This window comes from Sciscionella sediminilitoris, from assembly GCF_000737195.2.
GTDB classification, from domain to species: Bacteria; Actinomycetota; Actinomycetes; order Mycobacteriales; family Pseudonocardiaceae; genus Sciscionella; species Sciscionella sediminilitoris.
Window position 1 is genome coordinate 1 of the sequence record NZ_JALM01000042.1, and the last position, 23,152, is coordinate 23,152.

At 65.0% G+C, this 23,152-nt stretch carries 20 protein-coding genes and 1 pseudogene; 2 read left to right on the forward strand and 19 right to left on the reverse strand.

Annotated features, from left to right (window positions below):
* Positions 1-334: pseudogene (locus AD72_RS37640) on the forward strand (ISL3 family transposase); the annotation flags it as partial.
* 371 nt (positions 335-705) lie between these two features.
* Here AD72_RS37640 and AD72_RS18795 read toward each other — a convergent pair.
* The 4 genes from AD72_RS18795 to AD72_RS18810 form a co-directional block, all read right to left on the reverse strand.
* Positions 706-1,584, reverse strand: coding sequence for a DUF7064 domain-containing protein (locus AD72_RS18795; RefSeq protein ID WP_231644892.1), 879 nt, complete (start codon positions 1,582-1,584; stop codon positions 706-708).
* 107 nt (positions 1,585-1,691) lie between these two features.
* The gene (locus AD72_RS18800; protein WP_082469025.1) at positions 1,692-2,690 is read right to left on the reverse strand and encodes a phosphotransferase family protein; all 999 of its coding nucleotides are present in this window, start codon (positions 2,688-2,690) and stop codon (positions 1,692-1,694) included.
* An 88-nt stretch (positions 2,691-2,778) separates the two neighbouring features.
* Positions 2,779-4,413 carry a class I adenylate-forming enzyme family protein gene (locus tag AD72_RS18805; RefSeq protein WP_020497514.1) on the reverse strand — a complete coding sequence of 545 codons (1,635 nt, stop codon included), beginning with the start codon at positions 4,411-4,413 and terminating at the stop codon, positions 2,779-2,781.
* A 304-nt stretch (positions 4,414-4,717) separates the two neighbouring features.
* The gene (locus AD72_RS18810; RefSeq protein ID WP_031467848.1) at positions 4,718-5,755 is read right to left on the reverse strand and encodes an MBL fold metallo-hydrolase; all 1,038 of its coding nucleotides are present in this window, start codon (positions 5,753-5,755) and stop codon (positions 4,718-4,720) included.
* Positions 5,756-6,311: 556 nt separating this feature from the next.
* On the opposite strand from AD72_RS18810, the gene AD72_RS18815 reads away from it, so the two are divergent.
* Positions 6,312-6,998 carry a TetR/AcrR family transcriptional regulator gene (locus tag AD72_RS18815; RefSeq protein ID WP_051898770.1) on the forward strand — a complete coding sequence of 229 codons (687 nt, stop codon included), beginning with the start codon at positions 6,312-6,314 and terminating at the stop codon, positions 6,996-6,998.
* A 10-nt stretch (positions 6,999-7,008) separates the two neighbouring features.
* Here AD72_RS18815 and AD72_RS18820 read toward each other — a convergent pair whose 3' ends face one another.
* The 15 genes from AD72_RS18820 to AD72_RS18890 all read right to left on the reverse strand — a co-directional run bounded on the left by AD72_RS18820 (position 7,009) and on the right by AD72_RS18890 (position 23,151).
* Positions 7,009-8,247 carry an NAD(P)/FAD-dependent oxidoreductase gene (locus tag AD72_RS18820; protein WP_031467850.1) on the reverse strand — a complete coding sequence of 413 codons (1,239 nt, stop codon included), beginning with the start codon at positions 8,245-8,247 and terminating at the stop codon, positions 7,009-7,011.
* 55 nt (positions 8,248-8,302) lie between these two features.
* Complete coding sequence (locus AD72_RS18825) at positions 8,303-8,497, reverse strand: ferredoxin (RefSeq protein ID WP_020497518.1); 195 nt, start codon at positions 8,495-8,497, stop codon at positions 8,303-8,305.
* Between the two features lie 25 nt (positions 8,498-8,522).
* On the reverse strand, positions 8,523-9,839 hold the full coding sequence (locus AD72_RS18830) for a phytoene desaturase family protein (protein ID WP_031467851.1): 1,317 nt from the start codon (positions 9,837-9,839) through the stop codon (positions 8,523-8,525).
* Positions 9,840-9,850: 11 nt separating this feature from the next.
* Positions 9,851-10,714 carry an SDR family oxidoreductase gene (locus AD72_RS18835; protein WP_026197247.1) on the reverse strand — a complete coding sequence of 288 codons (864 nt, stop codon included), beginning with the start codon at positions 10,712-10,714 and terminating at the stop codon, positions 9,851-9,853.
* Between the two features lie 15 nt (positions 10,715-10,729).
* Positions 10,730-11,890, reverse strand: a complete 1,161-nt coding sequence (locus AD72_RS18840) for an acyl-CoA dehydrogenase family protein (protein WP_031467852.1) — start codon at positions 11,888-11,890, stop codon at positions 10,730-10,732.
* A gap of 2 nt (positions 11,891-11,892) precedes the next feature.
* Positions 11,893-13,170 (reverse strand): enoyl-CoA hydratase-related protein, encoded by a 1,278-nt coding sequence (locus AD72_RS18845; RefSeq protein WP_231644888.1) that lies wholly within the window; start codon positions 13,168-13,170, stop codon positions 11,893-11,895.
* Position 13,171: 1 nt separating this feature from the next.
* Positions 13,172-14,365 carry an acetyl-CoA acetyltransferase gene (locus AD72_RS18850; RefSeq protein WP_031467854.1) on the reverse strand — a complete coding sequence of 398 codons (1,194 nt, stop codon included), beginning with the start codon at positions 14,363-14,365 and terminating at the stop codon, positions 13,172-13,174.
* Positions 14,362-15,789 (reverse strand): OB-fold domain-containing protein, encoded by a 1,428-nt coding sequence (locus tag AD72_RS18855; RefSeq protein ID WP_031467855.1) that lies wholly within the window; start codon positions 15,787-15,789, stop codon positions 14,362-14,364. The genes AD72_RS18850 and AD72_RS18855 overlap by 4 nt, the downstream gene beginning before the upstream one ends.
* Entirely contained in the window at positions 15,786-16,997 is a 1,212-nt protein-coding gene (locus AD72_RS18860; protein ID WP_031467856.1) for an acetyl-CoA C-acetyltransferase, read from the reverse strand. Before AD72_RS18860 ends, AD72_RS18855 begins: the two co-directional genes overlap by 4 nt.
* A complete protein-coding gene (locus tag AD72_RS18865) occupies positions 16,994-18,256 on the reverse strand; it encodes an acetyl-CoA hydrolase/transferase family protein (RefSeq protein ID WP_020497526.1) in 1,263 nt (420 codons plus the stop codon). Before AD72_RS18865 ends, AD72_RS18860 begins: the two co-directional genes overlap by 4 nt.
* The gene (locus tag AD72_RS18870; protein ID WP_020497527.1) at positions 18,253-18,486 is read right to left on the reverse strand and encodes a hypothetical protein; all 234 of its coding nucleotides are present in this window, start codon (positions 18,484-18,486) and stop codon (positions 18,253-18,255) included. Before AD72_RS18870 ends, AD72_RS18865 begins: the two co-directional genes overlap by 4 nt.
* A gap of 32 nt (positions 18,487-18,518) precedes the next feature.
* Positions 18,519-19,004, reverse strand: coding sequence for an aromatic-ring-hydroxylating dioxygenase subunit beta (locus tag AD72_RS18875; protein ID WP_020497528.1), 486 nt, complete (start codon positions 19,002-19,004; stop codon positions 18,519-18,521).
* On the reverse strand, positions 19,001-20,281 hold the full coding sequence (locus AD72_RS18880) for an aromatic ring-hydroxylating oxygenase subunit alpha (RefSeq protein ID WP_020497529.1): 1,281 nt from the start codon (positions 20,279-20,281) through the stop codon (positions 19,001-19,003). The genes AD72_RS18875 and AD72_RS18880 overlap by 4 nt, the downstream gene beginning before the upstream one ends.
* Positions 20,278-22,002 carry a class I adenylate-forming enzyme family protein gene (locus tag AD72_RS18885; protein ID WP_020497530.1) on the reverse strand — a complete coding sequence of 575 codons (1,725 nt, stop codon included), beginning with the start codon at positions 22,000-22,002 and terminating at the stop codon, positions 20,278-20,280. Before AD72_RS18885 ends, AD72_RS18880 begins: the two co-directional genes overlap by 4 nt.
* A 375-nt stretch (positions 22,003-22,377) precedes the next feature.
* Positions 22,378-23,151, reverse strand: a complete 774-nt coding sequence (locus AD72_RS18890; RefSeq protein ID WP_231644889.1) for an enoyl-CoA hydratase/isomerase family protein — start codon at positions 23,149-23,151, stop codon at positions 22,378-22,380.
* Position 23,152 lies beyond the last annotated feature (1 nt).

A 23,152-nucleotide genomic window follows, 5' to 3' on the forward strand; every position in this document is an offset into this window, starting at 1 on the left:
CTCCACGATTTCAGGGGAAGTCCACACCGCCTGCCCCGAGACGACAGCGCTACCCGGTCTCGCCGGCGACTTCGCTACCCCTTCGACCCCCACAACCGGCAACGAATTGCGCCTCACCGGCTGGATCGACCAAGCCCGGAGCGAGGATCTCCCCCATCCGCACGCGATCACTCACGGGCTCGAGCTCGACCGCGACGCCGTCAATACCACCCCCACCTACCCATTCCACAACAGACGAACCGAAAGCGTGAACACCAAAACGAAAACGACCAAGCGGCAGACGCACGGACACGCAACTTCCCCACTCCTACACCACCGCATCCACCTCGACTGAACCACACGACGTCACCACCGGACTCGGGCCAGAGCCAACCAGCTGACACACCTGGCCGGGATCGGCGAAGACGGCACCGGAAGGGCCTTTCGTCGAGCACTCGGCCGGTTACCGTCCATATTCACATCCCGGATACCTCGGTCTCGAGTGAATGCGGACACACTGCCACCGGCCGGAAACCGCTGCCTACGAACCGGCCGCGGCGGCATCGCTGGGTCGGCATGCGCCCACGAATCGCCAGGCACAAAAACGACAATCACTCACCAGAGAGCTCAACATGGCTCAACCCCAACGAAAACTACACGAGAATCATTGTGAAATTTTCTCCGAGACCTGGGCCATGACACGGGTAGTGTGGCGAGTTCACGGGATCAGACCGCGAGCCCGACGGGCCGACCGTCCACGAGTTGGTCCAGGTACTCGGACATGCCCTGCAGGACGCGCCCGTCGGGAAGCGTCCAGCGCATGAGTGCTTCGACGATCCGTGTGGTTCGCAGTTCGCCGTGCTCGTCGGTCCGGCGGTTGCGCAGTGGCGCGGTCGCCTTCGCGGATCCGTGTATCTTCCACTCCCTGTCACCCGCGCACAACACCGCGGTCACGTCAGCTTGCTCCTCGCGCGCATTTCGCCGGGTGCCGATCTCCAGGGAATCGACCTCGAACAAGGCTGCACCGTCCCACACGAATCCGCCCAGCGTCGGTGGTCCCTGCGGGCTGCCGAACCACGCGCCCATGAAACCGAACTCGGGACCACACCCGTGGATCCACCGATAGAACCACGGTGCCTGCCAGGAACGCGGCCCCCAGGAGTGATCGCGCAGGCCGTACCCTTCGATCGGTATGCTCCGTCCCGCGAGCGCCAGGGTTCCCTTCGCTGCGATCAGCTGCTCATAGTGATTCGGCGCAAAGGAGTCTTCGCTCGCGTCGAAGGAGTGATCGAACGGTGCGGCGAGCCCGTCGACCGTGAGATCGATCGAGCACACCATTCGCGGACTGGATCGGAACGCGAGGGAAGGGTCGTCCAGCCGTGCCGCGTCATCCAGCACAGATATCTCGCCCGCGAATGTCACATCCATGCGATGTCCCGGCTCGCGCACGGAGAACCGCATCCCTGCCGCATCGAAGCGCTCGTTCGATCTTCCCTCTGGTCTGGCATAAGCGAATCCCAGTCTGCCGTCGGGGAGATAGAGGCAGACCGTCATCTCCCCCCGCCCCTCGTTGGGGCGGTTGGCCAGCCGCACGAAGCCGCCCATTTCCACGACCGCATCGTGGAAATGGAAATACATCGACTCATTGAAGTTGAGCTCGGCGCCGACCGGATGGTTGTAGTCGTCTTCGGGTCGCATCAAGGCTCCTGGGGTCAACCGATTGACATGAGTTCGAGCGCTTCGTCCAGCAAGGTCTCGATCGTCGTTTCAAGCTCGGATTCCGAGGGGGATGTATCCCTGCGGGCAGTGCGCCGCCGCAGCAGCACGCCTTGCAACAGCGTGGCCGCCTTCCAATGGGTGAAGGCGCGGTAGTATCCGATTTCGGAAACATCGAGGCCGGTCATCTGACCGTACTCCGCGATCAGGTGCTCCCGATCGTGGAACCCGCCCACCCTGGTGGGGCTCGGGATGGCGATCGCCGGTTCGAGCGGTGAGCGCCAGTCATCGACCAGCCACGCCAAGTCGGCGAGCGGATCGCCGAGTGTGCACAGTTCCCAATCGAGTACGGCTGTCACCTTCCCCGCCTCGACCAAGAGGTTCGAGAGACGATAGTCCCCGTGAACGATCACTGTCCGCTGCTGCGCGGGCATCCGCGCGGCCAGCCGGGTGCGGCATCGTTCCCACACCACCGCTGCCTTGCTTTCCTTCCCCCACTCGTCCCAGCTGCGCGCGGTACGGACTATCTGCCGTTCCAGATAGCCTTCCGTTCGTCCCAGGTCGCCGAGGCCGATCTCGTCCGGCCGGATCGCATGTAATGCGGCGAGCACACCGAGCACGTCATCGCTTACTCGGAGCCGTTCGGAGCCGGAAAGCCCCTCAGCCTCGTCCTCACTGGCAAGCACCACACCGGGGACGCGCTGCATCACGTAGAACGCAGTGGTGATACCTGCTTCGTTGCTACCGGTAGCGATCACGGCGGGCACCGGAACCGGTGACCCGTCGAGAGCGCTGAGAACCCGAGCTTCCCGGTGGACGTCGTGAGCGCTCGGATCATGGCTGCCCGGGGGCGGATGGCGCAGCACCCAGCTGTGCCCCCCACTGTCCTCGATCAGCGAGGTGATATTCGACTGCCCCACGCCCATTCTCCGGACAGCGGCAGGCGGTTCAAACCCGGGCACGCTGTCGACGAGCCAGTCTTGTAATAGCCGCATACCATGGCCTCTTCATTGTCACGCGGTGGTCTCGGATACGTCCGGCTCCCCGACCTGACGGGGAGCCGGACGACACGGAAGCGCTCCCTCACATCAGCCGTGTCAGCCTCCCCTTGGCGGCGGCCTCGACCAGCTCGAATTTTCGGATTTTCCCGGTAGGGGTCACGGGCAGCTTCTCCGCCACCAACCAATGTTCGGGAACCTTGAACGGCGAGAGCCGATCACGGCAATAGGCCTCGAGTTCTCCGCGCATTCCCTTCCGCGACTCTCCACGTGGACGGATGACGGCCCCGACGGTCTCACCCCACAGCTCGTCGGGAACGCCGATCACCGCGGCCTCGGCGACCGCTTCGTGTTCAGCGAGGCACGACTCGATCTCGCGCGGAGCGATGTTCTCCCCTCCCCGGATGATCAGATCCTTGGCCCTTCCGGTCAGGGTGATCATTCCGCGTTCGTCCATACTGCCGAGGTCACCGGTGTGCACCCAGCCATCGGTGTCGACGGCGTCCGCGGTGGCTTCCGGGTCGTGCAAGTACTCGATCAGCTGTTGGTAGCCGCGCGCACATATCTCACCCGGCGTACCGAGTGGCTGTGTCCGACCGGTCTCAGGGTCCACGATCTTGCATTCGATCTGTGGCAGCGGTCTGCCGACCGTGCCCACGAGATCATGGTGGCTGTCACCGCAGCGGGTCATCGACAACACCGGCGCGAGTTCGGTCTGGCCGAAAAGGTTGTACACCTCGACACCGAAGAACTTTTCGGCCTCTTCGATCATCGGCCGCGGTACATCGGCACCGCCACCCATCACGATCCGCAGGCTCGAGGCGGAACCGCCCGATTCGCGCGCTTTCTCAATTATCGCCCCGAGTATCGCTGGCACAAAGAACAGCAGCTCGGCGTCCTCATCGCGGAGGGCATCAAGCACCATGCCTGGTTCGAACCGTTCGATGAGAAGCACGCAACCACCCAGCCACAGCGGCCCAAGCGTGCCGATCACGCATGCCGCCGTGTGGAACATCGGTAACGGGTTCACCGCCCTGAGCCCCGGTGCGGCCCCCGCCGTCTCCAGTGTCAGCTTCGCGACGTTGACCAGTGCCCGGTGCCGCAGAAGTACTCCCTTCGGCCGTCCCGTCGTACCCGAGGTGTACTGCAGCATCACCGGATCATCCGGATCGCAGGCTATGAGCTCGGTCGAGTCCCGGCCGGTGTCCAGCCAGCTGTCCCACTCGGACAGGCTGACCACACCGCGCAGATTCGGGCATTCGCCGCGGACCGCGGAGACCACGGCGGCCAGATCGTAGTCGCGGCTGCGATCCGCATGGATCAGCACGCTCGACTCCGAATGATTCAACGCATATATCAACTCGCTCGCGCGCAGTACCGGATTCAGCGCAACCAGTCGCATTCCGGCCAACGCGGCGCCGTATTGGACAATGGGCCACTCGAGGACGTTGGGCGCCCAGAGAGCTACGAATTCGCCAGGGCGGGCGATACGCAGCAGTGCGCGCGCGACCCGCGATGCTTGCGCGTGAAGTTCCCGGTATGTCAGCCGCCGCTGCCGCGTGGTACCGCATACCGTGCCGACGAGAGCGGGCGAGTCGGGACAGTCCCGCGCACGCGCGGCGAGCAAGGAGCCGACCGTATGCTCGACGAGCGGAGAGGATTCCTCTTTCTCCCACAGGGATTCGTGCAGCAGAACATGCTCGGACTTCCGAACGGTCACGAACGTCGACCTCCATTGGCCGATGGACGGCAATCACGACGCCTCGAGATCATACACGTAATCTAATCAATCTTAAAGGCCAATCGAGGTCGTCCGTTTCCGCGGTCGCACGTCGGCGGAATCGTAACCGGCCACACGGTGCACGTGCGCGATAAATCCACTGTAGACAGATGCAGTACAAGAGCGGGAAAGGGGAGAAGCTCGCCATTGCAGGGGCCAAGAGCCGTCGCCTTCCGGGTATCGCGGCCACGCCATCGCTGTGGAAGTCAGCAAGTATGGGACCAAGCGCGCGAACAGGGCCCGCTCAGGCGACCAGATACCTGCGCAGGGAAGGGGTCTCCTCGGCCCGTACCAGTCCGTGCACGGCCAGCACGTCCAGATGTGCCTCGATCTCCATGACCGCCGACATCTGGTGTTCGACCGCGAGGCTCTCCAGCCGCCGGTTGCGCCGAGTCCATGGGAGTTCCCTCGCCACTTCATAAGCCGTGGTGGCACCGGAATGAACCAGCACGCGCACGTCCTCGAGGCGTTGCCTATGGTGCTGCAGCAGCTCGTCGACCCGTGCGTGCGTGCTCGCTACCACGTGACCATGCGCCGGCAGAAGCAGTCCGTCCGGCTGCGCGAGCAGAAGCCGGAGCGAGGCGAGAAACGACCGCAGCGGGTGCGGTTCGGGAGCCAGTTCGAACCCCAGCGAGGGCGTGATCGTGGACAGCACGTGGTCCCCGGAAAATAGGATCCCCGCTTCGCGATGCCGGAACACCACGTGTCCTCGCGTGTGCCCAGGGGTCGCGAACACATCGAGTTCACCGCCCGAGAGTTGGATACGCTGTCCGTCGTCAAGCCAGCCGTCCGGCGAGCCGAACGGGACATCGACCTCGTATTCGGGACTCAGGTAGTCATTCGCGAGACGGCTGGCCAGGTCGTCGGCGCCACAGCGATAGAGCAGTTCCGGATGGTTCGGGAACCGGCCGGACTGCCGTTCATAGGTCTCGATACTGAAACGCTCACCGCGGCCGGTGAACAACTCGACTCCGAACCTCTCGCGCCAGGCGTACGCCTGGGTGTAGTGATCCCAGTGGTGGTGGGTAGCCAGGCAGCAGCTGATGTCCGCGAACCGGTAGCCGATACTGCGAAGCGCCTCGCCGAGGATACGCTCGTTCTCCGTGCTCGCCCAACCGGGGTCGATCAGCACCACGCCGTCAGCCGATTCCACCGCATAGGCGTTCACCGCAGAGAGACCACTCAGTGGCAGTGGCAACGGTATCCGGTAGACCCCTGTGGCGACCGGGTGCGCTCCGGGCTCGGTCCAGTCCGAGGGCTGCTCGAACGCTTCCCGCCTCATACATCACCACATCCGGTCGGCCAATTCCGCCGTCCAATGCGGAACACGAAAAGTTTATCACCGATTAGAGGACTGGAGATCCTTGCTGTGACCGGCCCCTCCCTCACTCCACACAGCACCGAGGCGGGCGGGCCCACGCACCGGGCCCGGACCACCAGTCCATCGAGCAGGACTGCGATCCGAACGCCTCGGCCGAGTCACCGGGGCCATCCACAGGCTGTGGAAACACGGGGCATCTTTCGTCTCGCTTCCCGCGCAGACGGTTCTCCACGCACGGCTGAGGGCTGGGCGGGACCGACAGCGCTGCGGTACGGACAGGGACTCGGTCGGGCCTCGACCCGACCATCACAGTCAGGGCGATCGACGCCGTGCCTATCCACAGCGACCAAGTGCGACCGTGCACACGCTCCCCGGTACCCGCTCAGCGCGCCCGGCGCGGTGCAGACGTGGACCGAGCCGAATGTGATCACCGCGGAGATCCTCCGAAGAGGTGTTATCTGGTACCGAGGTGACCAGGTGACGACAAAGTGCGGTCACCACAGGTTAGTATTGATTCGTGGCTAGAAAATCCACTCAGGCTGAGGCTGAGACGACCGACGAGCACAGTTCCAAGTCGGCGCGCACACGTCAACGAATCCTGGATGCGGCGGCACACGTGCTCAGCCGAAAGGGATACGCCGGTACCCGGCTCACGGATGTCGCGGACGTGGCCGAGATTCAGGCGCCGGCGATCTACTATTACTTCCCTTCCCGAGAAGACCTCATCGAAGAAGTGATGTGGTCGGGTATTGCCAGTATGGGGGAGCACGTCCAAGCTCAGCTCGACGCGCTGCCATCGGACACCGATCCCCTTGACAGGATCGACGCTGCGGTGGAAGAACACCTGCGGTACCAGTTGGAGATATCGGACTACACCACCGCGGCCATTCGCAATGCCGGACAGATACCGGACAACATCCGCGTTCGCTATACCGCAGAAGCCAATCGGTACGGTGACATCTGGCGTAAGCTGTTCCGGGACGCGAAACGCAGCGGCCAGCTGCGCGGTGATCTCGATCAGCGCGCAGCGCGGATGCTGGTGATGGGTGCACTCAACTGGGCGGCGGAATGGTGGAATCCCCGCCGCGGCTCCCTCGATCACGTGATCCGGACCGCGAAGTCCTTGGTGCGCGGTGGCTTGTCCGTCCAGCCGGAATCGGAACAGGCGAGCCCCCCGTCCCGGCCGGGACGGGGGAAGAAGTAGCGCGCACACCTCATCGGGACTGGGCTCGTACCCGCGCCCGGCTTTCGGCGAAGGTGTTCGCATCGTCCCAGCAGGTGCGTTTCATGATGAGAGCTCGATATTTCATGATCACGTTCTGGCCGTTGATCGTCAGCACGCCGACCAGCCGGTCCCCACGACGATAGAGCGCCACCACACGCTCGTCCCGTACCGGATCGCCCTCCACTATGCGAACCTCATCGGCGTCCGGCACGCCGACGAATTGGATTCGGCTGTCGTACCAGTCGGACCAGAAATAGGGCACCGTCTGGTAGGCCTTGGCCGAACCGGGGTCGATCGCGTTGCGTGCGGCGACCGCACCCTGTTCGGCGGCACTGGTCCAGTGCTCGAGCCGCATCGGCCGGTCGAACAGCGCGTTGTGCCAGCGTACGACATCGCCGGCTGCGAAAACCCCGTCGGCACCCGCGGACAGGTGCTGGTCGCAGAGCACGCCGTCGTCCAGCCGCAGTCCCGATCCCTCGAGCCACTCGGTACACGGATCGGCCCCGATTCCGACGACGACGAGATCCGCGGGAATGGCCGTCCCGTCGGAGAGAACGACCCGCTCCACACCGCGTTCGCCTTCGATCGCGTCCACTCCCACGCCGCAGCGCAGATCCGTACCGTTGCGATGGTGCAGTGCTACGCAGGCACTCCCCATCGCCGAGCCGACCGCCCTGGCCAGTGGTGTCGGAGAAGCCTCGACCACCGTGACGTCGAGTCCTCGTTTGCGCGCACCGGCCGCAACCTCCGAGCCGATGAACCCGGCACCGATCACAACGGTCCGCGCACCTTCGTCGAGCGCGGAGCGGACGGCCACCGCATCATCGAGAGTGCGCAGCGTATGCACCCCGCGCAGCCGCTCCGAACCGGGGAATGTCCTCGCGCGGGCCCCTGTCGCCAGCACCAGAGCGTCGTAGTCCAGTGACGTTCCGTCCAAGAGGACGCGTTTCCGCTCGATGTCGAGGCCGGTCGCCTTCCGGCCGAGCACCAGCCGCACGTTCATGTCCTCCCGCAGCGCCGATTCCGTGCGGAACGTGGTCGATTCCGGCTCTGCCCCGGGTTCGTTCCAGTCCAGATAGGCCTTGGAAAGCGGCGGCCGATCATAAGGCAGATGCTCCTCGGCGCCGACAAGCGTGATCGAACCGTCGAAGCCGCTATTCCGCGCGGCTTCGACAGCTCGCAGACCGGCCAGTGAGGCGCCCACGACGACCAGGTTCTTTCGCGCCATCCCATCCCTTTCCACTCCACGATGCCGACCCCGTGCAGGCCATCGGCACAAGCGATCAGTCTTCCTCGATCCGGAGCGCCTCGGTCGGACAACCGGCTACCGCGTCCTGCACATCGGTCAGTTGCCCGTCGGGAACCAGCTCGGACTTCAGCTCCAGATCGCCGTTGTCGTCCACTTCGAAAACATCGGGTGCGAGTGATTCGCAGATCCCAAGCCCCGTGCATTTGCACCGATCGACGATGATCTTCATCGTTGACTCCTCATTGTCGCCTCGATCAGGACCGCCCAGCGAGCGGGTAGCCCGCGAGGATCTCGTCCACGACGAGCTTCGCGGTCTCCGCACATGCCGTCGTGCCGCCGTTTCCGTATTCTTTGACTCCATCTCCGACGTTCCAGAGGTTAGCGATGGGAGTGGTCCGCGACATGTCGAACCCGGCGACCGCGCGCTGTGGCGGCCACCCGTCCCGAGTCACCTCGGTCGAGAGGATCCTGGCGTTGTCGAATCCCTGAATCTGCTGCCGGAGTTCCTCGAAGAGCAGCTCCGTCTCGGCTGCCTCGTCGAAATCTCCGACAGCGGGCTTCGGCACGGCGGTACCCACGTAGAGGTGCCACCCCTGCGGTGCCATCTCCGGGCAGGAATCCGTGAAATTGGCGACATAGCAGAGCCTGCGCGTATTGGCGAAGCTCAGCATTCCCGGCGCCTGAACCAACCGCTCCCTGCTGGCGAAGTTGACGGTGATCATCGCGCACGGACGGTCTCCTTTGCTGACCGCGTTCCGGTAGTCGGACGGGAAGTGCTGCGGACCGACGAGATCGATGGTCGCGGCCGGCCCCACGTCGCTGACCACGAAGCTGGCCCGCACCTCGACCGGTTCACCGTTCCTGCGCACGGTCGCGCCGCTGACCGAGCCATCGCGCATGTGCAGCGCCTCGACCTCGGCGGAAAGCCACACCTCGCCGCCGTTGGCGGTGATCGTCTCGGCGAGCGAACGCCATATTCCGACGGTCCCCTCCGGGCAGAAGCCGAACTTCTTGAACGCGCTCTTCCTCGTGAAATAAGTCAGGAACACCCGTGCGGGAAGCTCTTCGGAACCCACGGCGAATACCGAACCACACATGTTCCGGAAGATTCCGTGTACCGACTCGTTTTTCGTGTACTTGGCGACCCACTCGGCCGTGGAAAGCTCGTTCTCGGGAAGCCCCTCGTCGTTACGCGCCGCACCGAGCCCCTTGACGAGTTTCGCTCCCTGCCGTGTCAGCTTCGAGAGCAGAAAGCCCCAGCCACCACCGGTGACGTCCACATCCTTTGCACCGATCCGGTACAGGATGGGCGGATCCGGCCTTCGAATGTCGAATTTGGCGCCGACCTCCTCGAACGTCTGCTCGGTGATGCCCTCGACCTCGATGACGATCGCACCGTTGTTCACCTTGAAACCGTCGATGTCCCGGGTGGACGCGCGACCGCCGAGATGCTCCAGCCGCTCGACCACCAGCGTCCGGTAACCGAGGTGGGACAGTCGTGCTGCGGTGAACAGTCCACCCGCACCGGCACCGACGACCAGGGCATCGAACGAATGCTCCGTACTGGCCAACGTTCCTCCTCTCAACCAACCGGGTTCGTGCCCGGAACGGAAGCGTCCATATCGGTGATCTCCGGCCAGCGACGAGCGACCTCCTGGACCGTCGGTGTATCGCCGAAAGTGACGCCCTTGGACTGGAAGTACTGCACGCGGTGCACCTGCCCTCCCCCGGCTACAAGCACCGTGCCGGTGTCCGTGCACTCGTCGCTGATGAGATAGCCAACGATCGGGGCGACCTGTTCGGCGGGCAGCTTGTCGAGTAACTCCTGTGGCGCAACGTCCTCGGTCATCCGGGTGGCGGCCATCGGCGCCACCGCATTGGCGAGGATTCCGTGTTTGCGCCCTTCGATGGCCAGCGTATTGATCAAGCCGATCAGCCCGGCCTTCGCGGATCCGTAGTTCGCCTGGCCGAAGTTGCCGTACACCCCGCTGGTCGAGGTAGCAACGACGATGCGGCCATGCCCCTGCTCGCGAAAATGCGGCCAGACCGCCTTCGCCATATGGAATCCACCGTAGAGGTGGACCTGGATCACCGAGTCCCAGTCTTGCGTTGACATCTTGTGGAATGCCCTGTCGCGCAGGATGCCCGCATTGCTCACCAGCCCGTCGACCCGGCCGAAAGCACGTACGGCATCCTCGACGATGCTCGCCGCTCCCGATTCCGTCGCTACACTGGCATAGCTGGCGACCGCCTCACCACCGGCCGCGCGGATCTCGTCGACGACGCCGTCGGCCATCGCCGTGCCATTACCCGAGCCATCCCGGGCCCCGCCAAGGTCGTTGACCACTACCCGTGCTCCGGAGCCGGCGAGTAGCAGGGCGTAGCGCCTCCCCAGCCCGCCGCCAGCGCCGGTCACGATGACAACGCGATCTGCAACTCCAGGCATTTTTTCTCCTTCGATCTAGTACGAATCGGGCAGCCGGAGGCTGTGCTGGGCCACGAAGTTCAGGACCATCTCCCTGCTCACCGGAGCGGTGCGCATGAGCCGCGTGACGAACCACAGATCGGCGAGCCCATATTCCCGGGAAAGACCATTCCCGCCGTGAGTCTGGATGGACTGGTCGAGGGCTTTGAGCGAGGCCTCGGAAGCAGCGAATTTCGCGATGTTGGCCGCCTCCGCCGCCTGCTCACCGGTGTCGAACAACTCCGCCGCCCGCATGACGGCGAGTCTGGCGAGCTCGACCGAGATATGTGCTTCGGCGAGAGGATGCGCGATTCCCTGGTGCGCTCCGATCGGACTCGCCCACACCTGCCGGGAACACGCGTACTCGGCCGCCCTCGCCACGGCGTACCGGCCGACCCCGGTACAGATCGCCGCAGCGAGGATCCGCTCCGGGTTCAGGCCCGCGAACACCTGGCGCAGTCCTTGACCCGCCTCGCCGATCAGTGTTTCGGGGCCCAGCCGCACCTGGTCGAGGAACACGGTGAACTGCCGGTCCGGGGAGACCAGCGCCGTATCGATCCGCTGCAGGCTGACACCGGGCGCGTCCTTCGGCACGACGAACAACGACAACGGCCTTCGCCTGTCCGCGGGGGCGTCCGCGTCGGCGGCGACCAGCAGCAGCGCCTCGCACTCATCGGCCGCCGAGATATAGTACTTTCCGCCAGAGACGACCCAGCCGTCACCGTCCCTGCGTGCACCGGTCTTGATGTTGTGGCTGTTGGATCCGGCATCGGGTTCGGTCAACGCGAAAGCCATCTTCCTCGACCCGTCGGCAAGTCCCGGCAGCCATCGGCTTTTCAGGTCCACCGAGCCGTGCGCGGCGATGATCGAACCGCAGATCGCCGGAGAGATGACCCCGATCAGCAGCGGCAGCCCATGCGCCGCGAGTTCTTCGATCACCACGGCAAGCTCGGCGAGCCCCGCCCCACCGCCGCCGGATCCCTCGGGCAGATGCACACCGAGCAGTCCGGCCTCGCCGAGCTCATTCCAGAGCTCGTCGATGTGCTCGCCCTTCTCGGCGCGCTCCACGAAATACTCGCGGCCGTACTTCGCCGCGATCTTCGCCGTACTCTCCCGGATCAGCCGGTGGTCCTCACCGTCGACGACCAGTCCTGCCATGCTTATCGTCCTTCGAACGTGGGTGTTGACTTGGCCAGAAAGGCCTGCACCGCAGCCGCGGCGTCGTCTGTCGCTCCGGCGCGCGCGATCGCCTCGATTTCCGCGGAAAGCTGTTCGGTCAGCCCCGAAGCCCAGCACGCGTGCAGTAGTTGCCGAATCTCGGCGTACGCTTTGGTCGGCCCGGCGGCCAGCCGGACGGCCAGCTCCCTCGACCGTTCGGCAAGCTCCTCGGCGGGCACCACATGCGAAACCAGCCCCCACTGTTCGGCCTCATGCGCATCGAGTACCCGCTGCTCGAAATACAGCTCGACGGCCTTGCGCATGCCGACCAGCCGCGGCAGAAACCACGAGTTGCCGCCATCCCCCGAGAGCCCGAGCGCGCAGAAGCCGGTGGCGAAGCGGGTCCCCTCCGCCGCGAAGACGATATCGGCCACGTGCACCAACCCGAGGCCTCCTCCGGCCACCGCGCCATGCACCGCGGCGATAACGGGAACGTCGAGTTCGTGAATGATCGCCAGGGCATCGTGGTACGGAGTCGTCATCCGCCGCAGCACTTCGGCCATACCCCTGCTGCCACCAGGGCTCTGGAACTCGGCGATGTCACCGCCCACCGAGAACCGTGACCCCGATCCGATGATCAGCAGGGCCCGCAGGTCGGTGCGCGCGGCGCAGCGCGTGGCCACTTCGTACAGTTCATCCGCGGCTTGCTGGTTCAGCGCGTTACCGGCATCCGGCCGGTTGAGCCGAATCGTGGCCAGCCCATCGTCGACGCTGAACTCGACGGCTTCCAGCGTCTCGCCCTCACCTTCGAGCGCCCGTTCCCAGCGCGCGCTGTCGGTCAGCTGGGAAAGCGCGACGATCCGCCCCTCGGCGAACGAAAGCAGGTGCAGAAACTCCGCGTCGAGCTCGGCGCCCGTGCTGTTCGCCGTGCCGGTGTAGCGCCCGCCGACCAGCAGCCTGCCGTCTTCGAGCATGACGAAGCTCTCCGGCTCGGCGCGGGCCGTGAACCGCCGGGCGATGCCGCCCCAGAATCGGCGCCGCATGGCATCGGGGCCCTGGTAGGTCCCGCCGAGTGAACCGGGCAGCCCTTCGGTCGCCCGCCCAACGAATTCAGGGTGCAGCAACCGGTCCAGCTCGTCGCGATCACCCGAAGCCAGTGCACGGTAGAGCCCGGCCGCGAGTTCACGTGCTCGGACCGGATTCACCGCATCCTTGGGTCCCACCACGCAACCTCCATCATTAATGAATTTAATATAAATAAAAAATTGTGTCCGCGTCAAGTCACATGGTCGGTTCAGACCCCACGACCGAGACGAAGGACACGCAGTTTCCCGGCCGACCCCCGAGGTTATGGGTCAGGGCGAGCCTCGGATCCGGCAGCTGGCGACGGCCTGCCTCACCACGGAACTGGAGCCAGCATTCGTAGAGCATTCGCAGTCCGCTCGCCCCGACCGGATGGCCGAAGGATTTCAGCCCCCCGTCGGGGTTCACCGGTAGCTTACCGTCGAGCTCGAAGGCCCCCTCCAGGATGTCTTTCCACGCCTGCCCCCGCTCGGCGAACCCCATGTCCTCCATCAGCACGAGCTCGGTCGGTGTGAAGCAATCGTGTACCTCGGCAAGGGAAAGTTCCTCTCTCGGGTCACCCACCCCCGCCTGCCGCAACGCATCGCGCACGCTGTGCACGACCTCCGGGAACGTCGTATAGTCATAATCTGGATCCATCGCTCCTCGCGCCGGCCCGGCCGCGAGCGAGAGCCCCTTCACATACATCGGGCGATCGGTGTAATCCGCCGCATGCTCGGCCCGGACGATCAGCGCGGCGGCGGCCCCATCCGAGACACCGGAACAGTCCAGTACGCCGAGTCTGCCCGCGACCACCGGTGCTTGCTCGATTTTCTCCTTGCTGACCGGAGACCGATACTGCGCCTTCGGGTTGCGGGAACCGTTCTCGTGGTTCTTCCACGCGATATGAGTCATAGCCGCGCGCACATCGGCCGAATCCACGCCGTAACGCGCGCAATAGGCCGGGTCCAGCAAGGAGAAAGCCGCCGGGGCCGTCAGACTCAGCTCCGCGGCGGTGCCGTCTCCCGGCGGGTCCGAACGAAGCAGTCCGGAGAACCCGGAATCCTTGAGCTTCTCCACGCCCACGGCGAGAACTCGGTCATAGGCTCCGGAAGCCACCGCGTAGCAGGCGTTGCGGAACGCCTCCGAGCCCGTCGCGCAGTAGTTCTCCACTCTGGTCACCGGCTTGTAGTCGACCGAGAGAGCACGGCTCAACGTCAGACCGGATTGCCCGGAACCCAGCGTACCGAGCCAGTACGCGTCGATATCCTGGTTCGCGATGCGGGCACCAGCGAGCACTTCCTCGGCCGCATCCACCAGCAAATCCTCTGCCGAGGACGACCAGTGTTCGCCGAAAGGGGTGCACCCCATCCCGACGACCGCCACCCGGTCACATATTCCCCTGCTGCTCACTGTCGTCCTCCATCCGAATGCTCCTGCTCAACTCCGGAAGCGGCACCGTCCGCGGGCACTCGCGCTTTCCAGAAGTAGTTGTGCACACCGCCCGCGGTGAACAACCGCCGGAAGGAGAGCCCGACCCTGGTCCCGACGGCGAGAGCATCCTGCTGCGCATCCGCCACTTCCAGGGTGTAGCGCCCGCCACCGTCGAAATCGACGACGGCCTCGACCAGCGGTGGTGATGGCGAGAACGCGAGCCGATCGACGGTGTAGGTCGCCACCGTCGCCCCGGCACCGGCCAGGGACCTGCTTGCCATCGGAGCGCTTGATCCACAGCGCTTGCACACCCTCGCCGGCGGCAGGTGCACGAACTCACACGAGGCGCACACGCTTCCGGTGAAGGAGAACTTCCACGCGCGGCCGCGCGCGCTCGGCGGCCCCGCGGGGCGCTCCGGTTCGGGCCGGCGCGGGGGTTCGCGCTCCAACCACCCACGCCAGCTCAGGTAGGTCAGGTAGGAGACCTTGTTCCCCTGCCCGAGCCGCGCCCGCAAGGGAGTGGGCTGACGCCGGTCGGCCAGTAAGCTCGTCGTGCGCAGGAGCAGTGCGTCGCAGCCGTCGGCGGCCTGCAGCACCAGAATCGTCTCGCCCGGTTCGGCCCGGTCGAGAGCATCGGCAATCGCCAGGCCGACATCCGCGGCACCGGCATGCCCGGCCACCGTGGTCTCGGTGGACAGCGTTCCGGTCACCACCTTGACGCCGCGCTTGCGGATCTCGCGATTGGGGGAGGTGAGCACGACATGGTCGGCCTGTTCGATGCCTTCCGCGTCCAGTACTCGCATCGCCACCCGACGCAGCAGCGGCAGGTACGCTTCGAATCCGAACCGCTCCTCCCACTGTGCGGCCGCCATCGATCCCGGTTCGCGCCATCGATCGAGTATTTCGACCGAGAGCGAGTGCTGTTGCCGGATCTCGGCGAGAGAATCACTCGCGGGCCCGAAAAGTAGCGCGACCGAGCCATCGGCTCCGGCGCTTTCGTCCACCGAACCCGGCTTGCCGGTCCGAATATCGGCCAATACCGCGAGGCCGTCGCAGGACGCCGCGGCGCGGCAAGCCGCGACGCCCGAGCGCGCCGATCCCGCGACATCCGCGGCGAACCCCGTTTCCGGCAAAGCGACGGCGGCATGAACCGTTGTCGCGTTCGTCTTGTCCGCATACACGGGAGAGCTCGTCGCGAAATAGACCGAACCGGGTTCGGCCGGATGCGCGTGCAGCAGTGCCGAAGCCGCCTCGACCCCCATCGTCGTGCTGTCCTCGTCGAACGAGGCCACCGGCCGAGTGCCGGACCCGGCCCCGGTCCCCAGCGCCGCACCGAGCTCGTCGAGCCACAACCGTCCCACGGGCAGGTGCGAGGCATACGCGAGGATCCCTTTGCCGCTCATGCGGACGCTCCCTCGAACAAAGCAGCCATTCCCTGTCCTCCACCGATACACATGGTCTCCAGGGCCAATCGCCCCTTCCTGCGCCCCAGCTCGTGCAGCATCGTGCTCAGGATCCGCACTCCGGTGGCGCCGATCGGATGACCAAGCGAGATACCGGAACCGTTGACGTTGAGGCGGTCATCGAGTTCGCCGGGCCGTAGGCCCCACCCCTTCAGCACGCCGAGCACCTGACCGGCGAACGCCTCGTTGATCTCCACAAGGTCCAGCTCGTCGAAGGTGACCTTCGTACGGTCCAGCAGCTTGGTGACCGCACGCACCGGACCCAGCCCCATCATCGCGGGGTCACAACCGACCACCGTCCAGCCACGTAGAAAACCCATCGGCCGCAGGCCGAGTTCGCCAAGGCGGTCCTCAGCGACCACGAGACATGCGGCCGCCGCATCGTTCTGCTGGCTTGCGTTGCCCGCGGTGACCGTCCCACCAGGCAGCACGGTGGGCAGCCGGGAGAGCGCGTCGGCCGTACAGTCCGGGCGAATCCCCTCGTCTCGCGCGAACGACACCGGCTCGCCCTTGCGCTGCGGCACCTCCACGGACACGATCTCGGCGTCGAAGAGCCCCTCGCGCTGTGCCGTGGCGGCACGCTGATGACTCGCGGCGGCCAGGGCATCTGACTGTTCCCTGGTGATCCCCTGACGGTCCACTACATTCTCCGCGGTCTCGACCATGCCGCTGATGGGACCGAATCGCCATTCCGGCTGCGAACGCTGCCTACCACGGTCGAGACGGTCGTAGAGCGCGACGTTGCCCGAACGGCTTCCCCAGCGCATACCGGTGGTGTAGTGCTCGATATTGCTCATGCTCTCGACACCACCGGCCAAAACGACATCCGCGACGCCCGTTTGCACCATCATCGCCGCCGTCACGACCGCCTGCAGACCGCCGCCACAACGGCGATCCGTCTGTGTCCCGGGGACTTCGATCGGCAGCCCGGCATGAAGGGCCGCCCATCTGCCGATACACGGAGCCTCCGAGTTCGCATACGACTGGGCGAACACGACATCCTCGATCCATTCCGGATCGACACCGGAGCGGTCGACAAGGCCACGCACCACCGTAGCGGCCAGATCCTGTGCCGGAATCGGGCGCAGGGTTGCCCCGAAGGCCCCGACCGGTGTCCGCAACGGGCTGACGATCGCGGCTCGCCTCATGCCACTGCTCCTTGTCCCTCGATGGCTGCTTCCAAGGCACGGCGGTGCTCCGGGTGCGCGATAGCCAGCATGTGCTCCTGCCTGGCCCGCAGCGGTTGACCGCGCAGATCCGCCACACCGAACTCCGTCACGATCACGGCGGCGTCGGATCGCGCGACACTGACCGGCCCGGAAAGGCGCGTCACGATCCTGCTGTTCGCACCAGCGGTCGCGGGCAGCACGACGATCGGCACCCCGCCGCGCGAACGCGCGGCGCCGCGCAGGAAGTCCGCCGATCCTCCGACGGCTCCCACATAACGTCCGCTCACGGATTCGGCGTTGACCTGGCCGGTCAAATCCACCTCGACGGCGGAATTGATCGCCGTGAACCTGTCCTGCCCGGCCAGCACGGCCGGATCGTGGGTGTATCCGGTCTCTCGCACTACGACGGCGCTGTTGCGCTCGGCGAACCGGAACAACTTCGTCGTGCCCATCAGGACACCGGCGACCGTCTTGCCGGAATCGATGTTCTTACGCTCGTTGGTGACCACCCCTGCCTCCATGAGCTCGGCGGCGGTGTCGTTGAGCAGACCGGAATGGATTCCGAGCGCCCGCCGGTCGGTCAGTTCGGCCAGTACCGCCTCGGGGAGGGCACCTATACCGAACTGCAGCGTCGCCCCGTCTCCGATCAGATCGGCGGCGTGCGCGGCGATGCTCCGCATGGTCTCGTTGCCCCGGCGCGTAGGCAGCTGTGCGGGTGCACGGGACGTGTGCACCACCACGTCGAGCTCACCGGTGTCCAAGGTCCGTGCTCCGCAGATCCACGGCAACCGATCGTTCACCTCCGCGATCACGACGCGAGCCGTGCCGATCGCCGCCGAGACGTAGTCATCGGCGAGACCGAGCGAATAACGACCGGATTCATCGGCAGGCGGCAGCTGCAGCATCACCACATCGGCGTGTAGCGATCCCGTACTCAGCAGCTGGGGCAGCGTCGAGTAATGCACCGGGAGCACGTCCAGGACGCCCGCCTCGGCCAGTTCCCGGTTGGCCCCACTTGCGCAGTACGAGACGAACCGAATGTGGTCGGCGTGTTCAGCCAGCATGGTCCGGGTGGCCGGGATACCCACGAAACAGCGCACCGAGCCGATCTCCGCTCGCTGACGGACAAGCAGCTCGGTAAGGCTGCATGGTTCGGCGCACGCCTGCCCCCATACAATGGTGTCACCGTCGTGCACGTAGTGGGCCAGATCGAGTTGCTCGAGGGGCACTTCGTTCATCGGCCGATGTCTTCTCGCCAGCGGTCCGCCGAGGGATCGAGCAACTGGCGCAGATGCCCCTCGGGCAGCCAGATGATCGCTTCGAGCTCCAGCGCGTCGACGTGGCGCACCCGGCCGGTGCGACGGTCCTCGAGGCGAAGCCGCGGACCGTTCCCCTCATCGTCCACGATGACACCGATCTCGGCGAACTCGCTGCCGATCACGACGCCGTGGACGTTCTTGTCGTTCATGGAACAAACTCCTGGCTGTGCAAGGGAACCAATCAGATCAGGAAAGCCATCGTCGGCAGGGCGCGGTCGCTGTCGACCAATTTGACCTTCTTGTAGGACATGCGGAACTCGCCATCGACGATCCGCAGATGATAGGTGACTCTGCCGGCCCAGAACTGTGTTCCGCGCTCTCGCGACTCGGCAACGAAGAAATTCGCGCCGACGACGGTGTCTCCCTTGTCGACACCCAATACTTCGATGTTGGTGAGCAGGCGACGCAGATTCGACGGCGGTGACTGCGAATATCGCTTACCGGTGCGCAGCTGTTTGAGCCTCGTCGAAATCCGGTTTCGATTGTCGTAGATCACCGAGACCTGTGTGCGCGGGTCGTTCGCGTCCTCGTCCGCAGGAACCCAATAGAGCGCGTCGTCGGTCCACAGTGCCTCCCACGCGTCATAGTCGTGCTCGTCGGCATAGCGCGCCTCACGGTACAAGAACAGTTCTATACTACGTAGTTCTTGCTCGGTCGTCCCGTTCACCGACCTTCCTCCATCAATTGCTTGTAGTTGGACCAGAATCCGCGCATTCCGGTTTCGTCAGTCGCGGTGCCGATCGTGAGTCCTCGCTCGTCGACCCGTTCGCGCTTCATCCCCCGGCTGAGATCGAGCCATTCTGGCCGGAGCTGCTCCACGCCGTGTTGGTTGCGTTCATACATTTCGGTGTCGTCGGCCAACAGCATTCCGGCGGGCCCCACCGAACCGATCGACTGGGACACCATCCGCTTGTTCAGCTCCGGCGCACCGCGCAGCTGCACCGCGGTGGCATGCTGGATGCATTCGTTCACCGCGATCGGCTGGATCACGAAGACCTGGATCTCCGCAATGAACAGATTGGGGAAGATCATCACGTGCGGAGCGCCTTCGATGAGGATCCGCTCGGCATCGTCGCCGTACGCCGCGCGCATCGCCGCGACATACTCCGGGACGCGCGATTCCGTAGTCCCGAACCAGCGCATGGGCTCCGCGAAATTCCGGAATTCCGGGCGCAGGTCGTTCTCGCTGTGTCCGTGACCGAGATTGCGGGTGACCGCTGTCGACTTGTCGCTGTAGAGGGCCCCGATGGGGCTCCCCGTGACGCTGAAAATCGAACCGTGCACGAACTGGGGATGATATCCATCGGTCTCGTTCTCGGCGAGCAACTTCCAGTTGGCACGGGTCCGGTGCTTGAGCCAGCCCGCGTTGAGTTCGATCTCTCCTTCCGGGGACAGCGCCGCGAGACGATCGATCTCACCGGCCGCGGGACCGAGATGTTCGGCGAGACTGGGGCCGTCGTGCGCGAAGCTTCCGAATACGAAACCACGGTAGGACTCGACACGCGGGACACTGCCCATGGCGAGGTCGAGCTTGCCTTTGCCGCCGTAACCCTGGTTATACGGGTAACCCAGCAGCTGGCCGTTGTTCCGGTAGGTCCAGCCGTGATACGGACAGCGAAACGAGTTCGAATTCCCGCGCGCATCCTCGCAGACAAGGTTGCCCCGGTGCGCACAACGGTTCAGCAGCAAGTGGACCTGTCCGTCCTTGTCCCTGGTCATCACCAGGTCCTGCGGGCCGATGCTCTTGCGTACATAATCGCCGGGCTCGGGAACTTCGCTGGTGTGCCCGACATAGACCCATCCCTGGTACCAGATGCGCTCCAGCTCCTCGGCAAAAATCGCCGGGTCCGTATAGAGCGAACCGTGCACACGGTCCGGTTGAATGAGCTTCGAGTAGTCGATTCCGGCCGTCGTGCGACCGGCCCGAGAGGTCGTGGCGCTCACGCGTCCACCTTCTTCCCACGATCATCGTTTTCTTCGGCGAGTCGGTGTCTGGCCCACTGCGTCAGCCGGAACTTCTGCACCTTGCCTGTCGGAGTCGTGGGCAGTTCCGAGGCATCCAGCACGAGCACATGCTTGGGCACCTTGAACCTGGCCAGTTTCCGCTTGCAGATGGTGAGGATCTCGTTGGTATCGATCCGTTCGCCTGGTGCGGGGACAATACACACGCAGCCCGCGTCACCCCACCGTGAATCCGGGACCCCGACGGCGAACACCTGGCTGATCGCCGGATGAACCGCAAGGACATCCTCGATCTCTTTCGGCATGATCAGTTCTCCGCCGCTTTTGTACAGTTCCTTACTGCGGCCGGTTATCTCGATGTAGCCGTCATCGCGGATCCTGCCGAGATCACCGGAAAGGACCCAGCCGTCCCGTAGCGCCTCGCCGGTTTCCACCGGCTTACGCCAGAAACCGAGCATGTTCGTCGGCCCCTGTGAGGCGAGTTCCCCTTCACTGCCACTCGGAAGATCGTCACCGGTCACCGGATCCACGGTTTTGTACACGGTGATCGCGTCTTCGCCCGCCACGCCAGCGGATCCGGCGAGTTTGGGACGACCGGCCGTCTCCGAGGTCAGCGCGAGCTCGTCTTCGGGCAGGGTCAGCGTCATCGCACCACCACACTCGGTCATTCCGTACCCCGTCACGATCTCGTCCACACCGAATGCCTCGCGAACCTGGCTCCACAGCCAAACCGGAGCAGGTGCCGCACCGGAGAGAATGGCCGAAAGCGAGGAAAGGTCGTACTCGTTCCGGCGCGGGTGTTCGAGCAGCGCCACCGTCATCGTCGGTACGCACAGGATGTCTGTGACCTTGTGCCGCTGGATCCCCTCGAAGTAGCGCACCGCGTCGAAGGACGGCTGCAGCACGACAGCCCCGCCGACCACGGTTGCCGCGAGCAGTCCCTCGATATAACCGAACATGTGATAGCAGGGAAGAGAGAAAAGGATCTTGCGGCCGTCCTCGAAGGCCCTGGTCAAGGCCGAGGCATACGCTGTACGCAAGACGGCGTCATGACTGACGAGCACACCCTTCGGCGAGCCGGTGGTACCGGAGGTGTAGAGCATGTCGCCCACGTCATCCGGTTTCACCGTGTTCTCCGCCAGACCGGGGGCGCCGTCACCGAGTTCACCCAGCCCCTCGATGGTGCGAACGCCTTCGCGCGCACCGCCACCGGTGTCGAACGTGACGACATGACGCAACGCCGGAAGCGAATCACACGAACCGGTCTCCCAGCCTGGCGCGATCTCGTCCAACATCGCGAGATAATCGAGCTCGCCGAACCGGGTCATCGTGATCAGCACCGAGCATTCCGACTGCGCCAGCACATACGACAGTTCGTCCTGGCGATAAAGGTAGTTGAATGGAATCGCCACCGCACCGGCGGCAGCGATGGCGAACTTCAACGGCACGAACTCCAGATAATTCGCCGAGAGCAGGCCGACGCGCGAACCGGGACGCACCCCGAGCGCCGCGAGACCGTCGGCGAGCCTGCGCATCCAACATCGCGTCTCACCATAGGTGAGTGAGCGCTCGTCGGTGATGACGAAGGGGCGATCATGGAATATCGTGGCGCAGCGCTCCAACCAGGAGTCGAGCGTGCGCGGCTCCCATACCTCGAACTCTCGCCGGATTCGAGAACGGCGCTGTTCCACATCCGAACTCACGACAACCTCCGTTATTAATCGTAATTAGATTAAGTACTGTGGCCCGACTTCGCAAGCCCGCGATGGAGACAGCTCGCTCCCCGCCCCCAACCCAGGGCTCGACAGGGAGACGCGTGCCGATCCGCCGTGGCACGGTCGCGGCTCCACCGGCTCGGGACCGACCGGACTGTCCTTCCGATTCGATACATGCCGAACGTCATACGCGGCGACGCCCGCGGCTCCGTGAACAGGCAACGAGCCGGGGCTTGGTGCCTCTCCCATGGACCCACACGCATCCGTCGGTTCGGCTGCTGCCCTTTGACCGGCGAGATCGCCCTCAACCGCGCCCCGGAGAGCGCGGAATTGCCCCGTCTGCGGTGAACCGCACCGTCGCGTTCAACGTCCCCGGAAAACGGGTTTACGGTGTTCGTGAAAGGCGGCCACGCCTTCCTCGAAATCCTCGGTGTCGAACAGCTCCGCCTGTGTTCGCACCTCATCCTCGAGGACCGCCAGCGGATCCCTTGGCCAGGCCGCGAGCATCCGCTTGATCTCGGCCAGTGCCAACGGAGGGCCTTCCGCGACGCTTCCCGCTTCCTCGACAGCCCGTTCGAGTGCATGCCCCGGCTCGACAAGCTCGTCGAGCATTCCAAGGTGATAGGCCTGTTCTCCGGGGAGACGACGGGGAAAAAGCATCAGCTGACGTGCTTGGGCAGCACCCACCCGAGCCGGTAAGGAGGCGAAGATGCCCATATCACCGGCGAGCCCCACGCCGGTGAAGGTCGTGCTGAACACGCTGTCGTTCGAGGCGACAATCCGATCACAAGCGAGGGCGAGCGCCGTCCCCGCACCGAAGGCGAACCCTTCGACCGCGGCGATCACCGGCTTCCCACCAGTCCAGACGGCCCGCACGACCCGTTGCGCGGCCTCGGCCCTCGGTACCGTCTGCTCCGATGGTTGCCTGCGCATCGTCGAGATGTCACCACCGGCGCAGAAGGTTCCGCCGTGACCGGTCAGCACTATGGCGCGGATCTGAGGATCGGCCATCGCGGCTTCCAGCCGCTGCGCCAGGACGACCCGCAGCTCGAGATCGATGGCGTTGCGTTTGGCAGGCCTGTTCAGCGCGACGACACGGACAGCCCCGTGATCCTCGCAGAGTACGCAGGAGCCCATC

Coding starts and splice junctions, on each gene's coding strand:
- AD72_RS18795 (WP_231644892.1), bottom strand. CDS start 1,584: ATGGGCGGCTTCGTGCGGCTGGCCAACCGCCCCAACGAGGGGCGGGGG.
- AD72_RS18800 (WP_082469025.1), bottom strand. CDS start 2,690: ATGCGGCTATTACAAGACTGGCTCGTCGACAGCGTGCCCGGGTTTGAA.
- AD72_RS18810 (WP_031467848.1), bottom strand. CDS start 5,755: ATGAGGCGGGAAGCGTTCGAGCAGCCCTCGGACTGGACCGAGCCCGGA.
- AD72_RS18820 (WP_031467850.1), bottom strand. CDS start 8,247: ATGGCGCGAAAGAACCTGGTCGTCGTGGGCGCCTCACTGGCCGGTCTG.
- AD72_RS18825 (WP_020497518.1), bottom strand. CDS start 8,497: ATGAAGATCATCGTCGATCGGTGCAAATGCACGGGGCTTGGGATCTGC.
- AD72_RS18835 (WP_026197247.1), bottom strand. CDS start 10,714: ATGCCTGGAGTTGCAGATCGCGTTGTCATCGTGACCGGCGCTGGCGGC.
- AD72_RS18840 (WP_031467852.1), bottom strand. CDS start 11,890: ATGGCAGGACTGGTCGTCGACGGTGAGGACCACCGGCTGATCCGGGAG.
- AD72_RS18855 (WP_031467855.1), bottom strand. CDS start 15,789: ATGAGCGGCAAAGGGATCCTCGCGTATGCCTCGCACCTGCCCGTGGGA.
- AD72_RS18860 (WP_031467856.1), bottom strand. CDS start 16,997: ATGAGGCGAGCCGCGATCGTCAGCCCGTTGCGGACACCGGTCGGGGCC.
- AD72_RS18865 (WP_020497526.1), bottom strand. CDS start 18,256: ATGAACGAAGTGCCCCTCGAGCAACTCGATCTGGCCCACTACGTGCAC.
- AD72_RS18870 (WP_020497527.1), bottom strand. CDS start 18,486: ATGAACGACAAGAACGTCCACGGCGTCGTGATCGGCAGCGAGTTCGCC.
- AD72_RS18890 (WP_231644889.1), bottom strand. CDS start 23,151: ATGGGCTCCTGCGTACTCTGCGAGGATCACGGGGCTGTCCGTGTCGTC.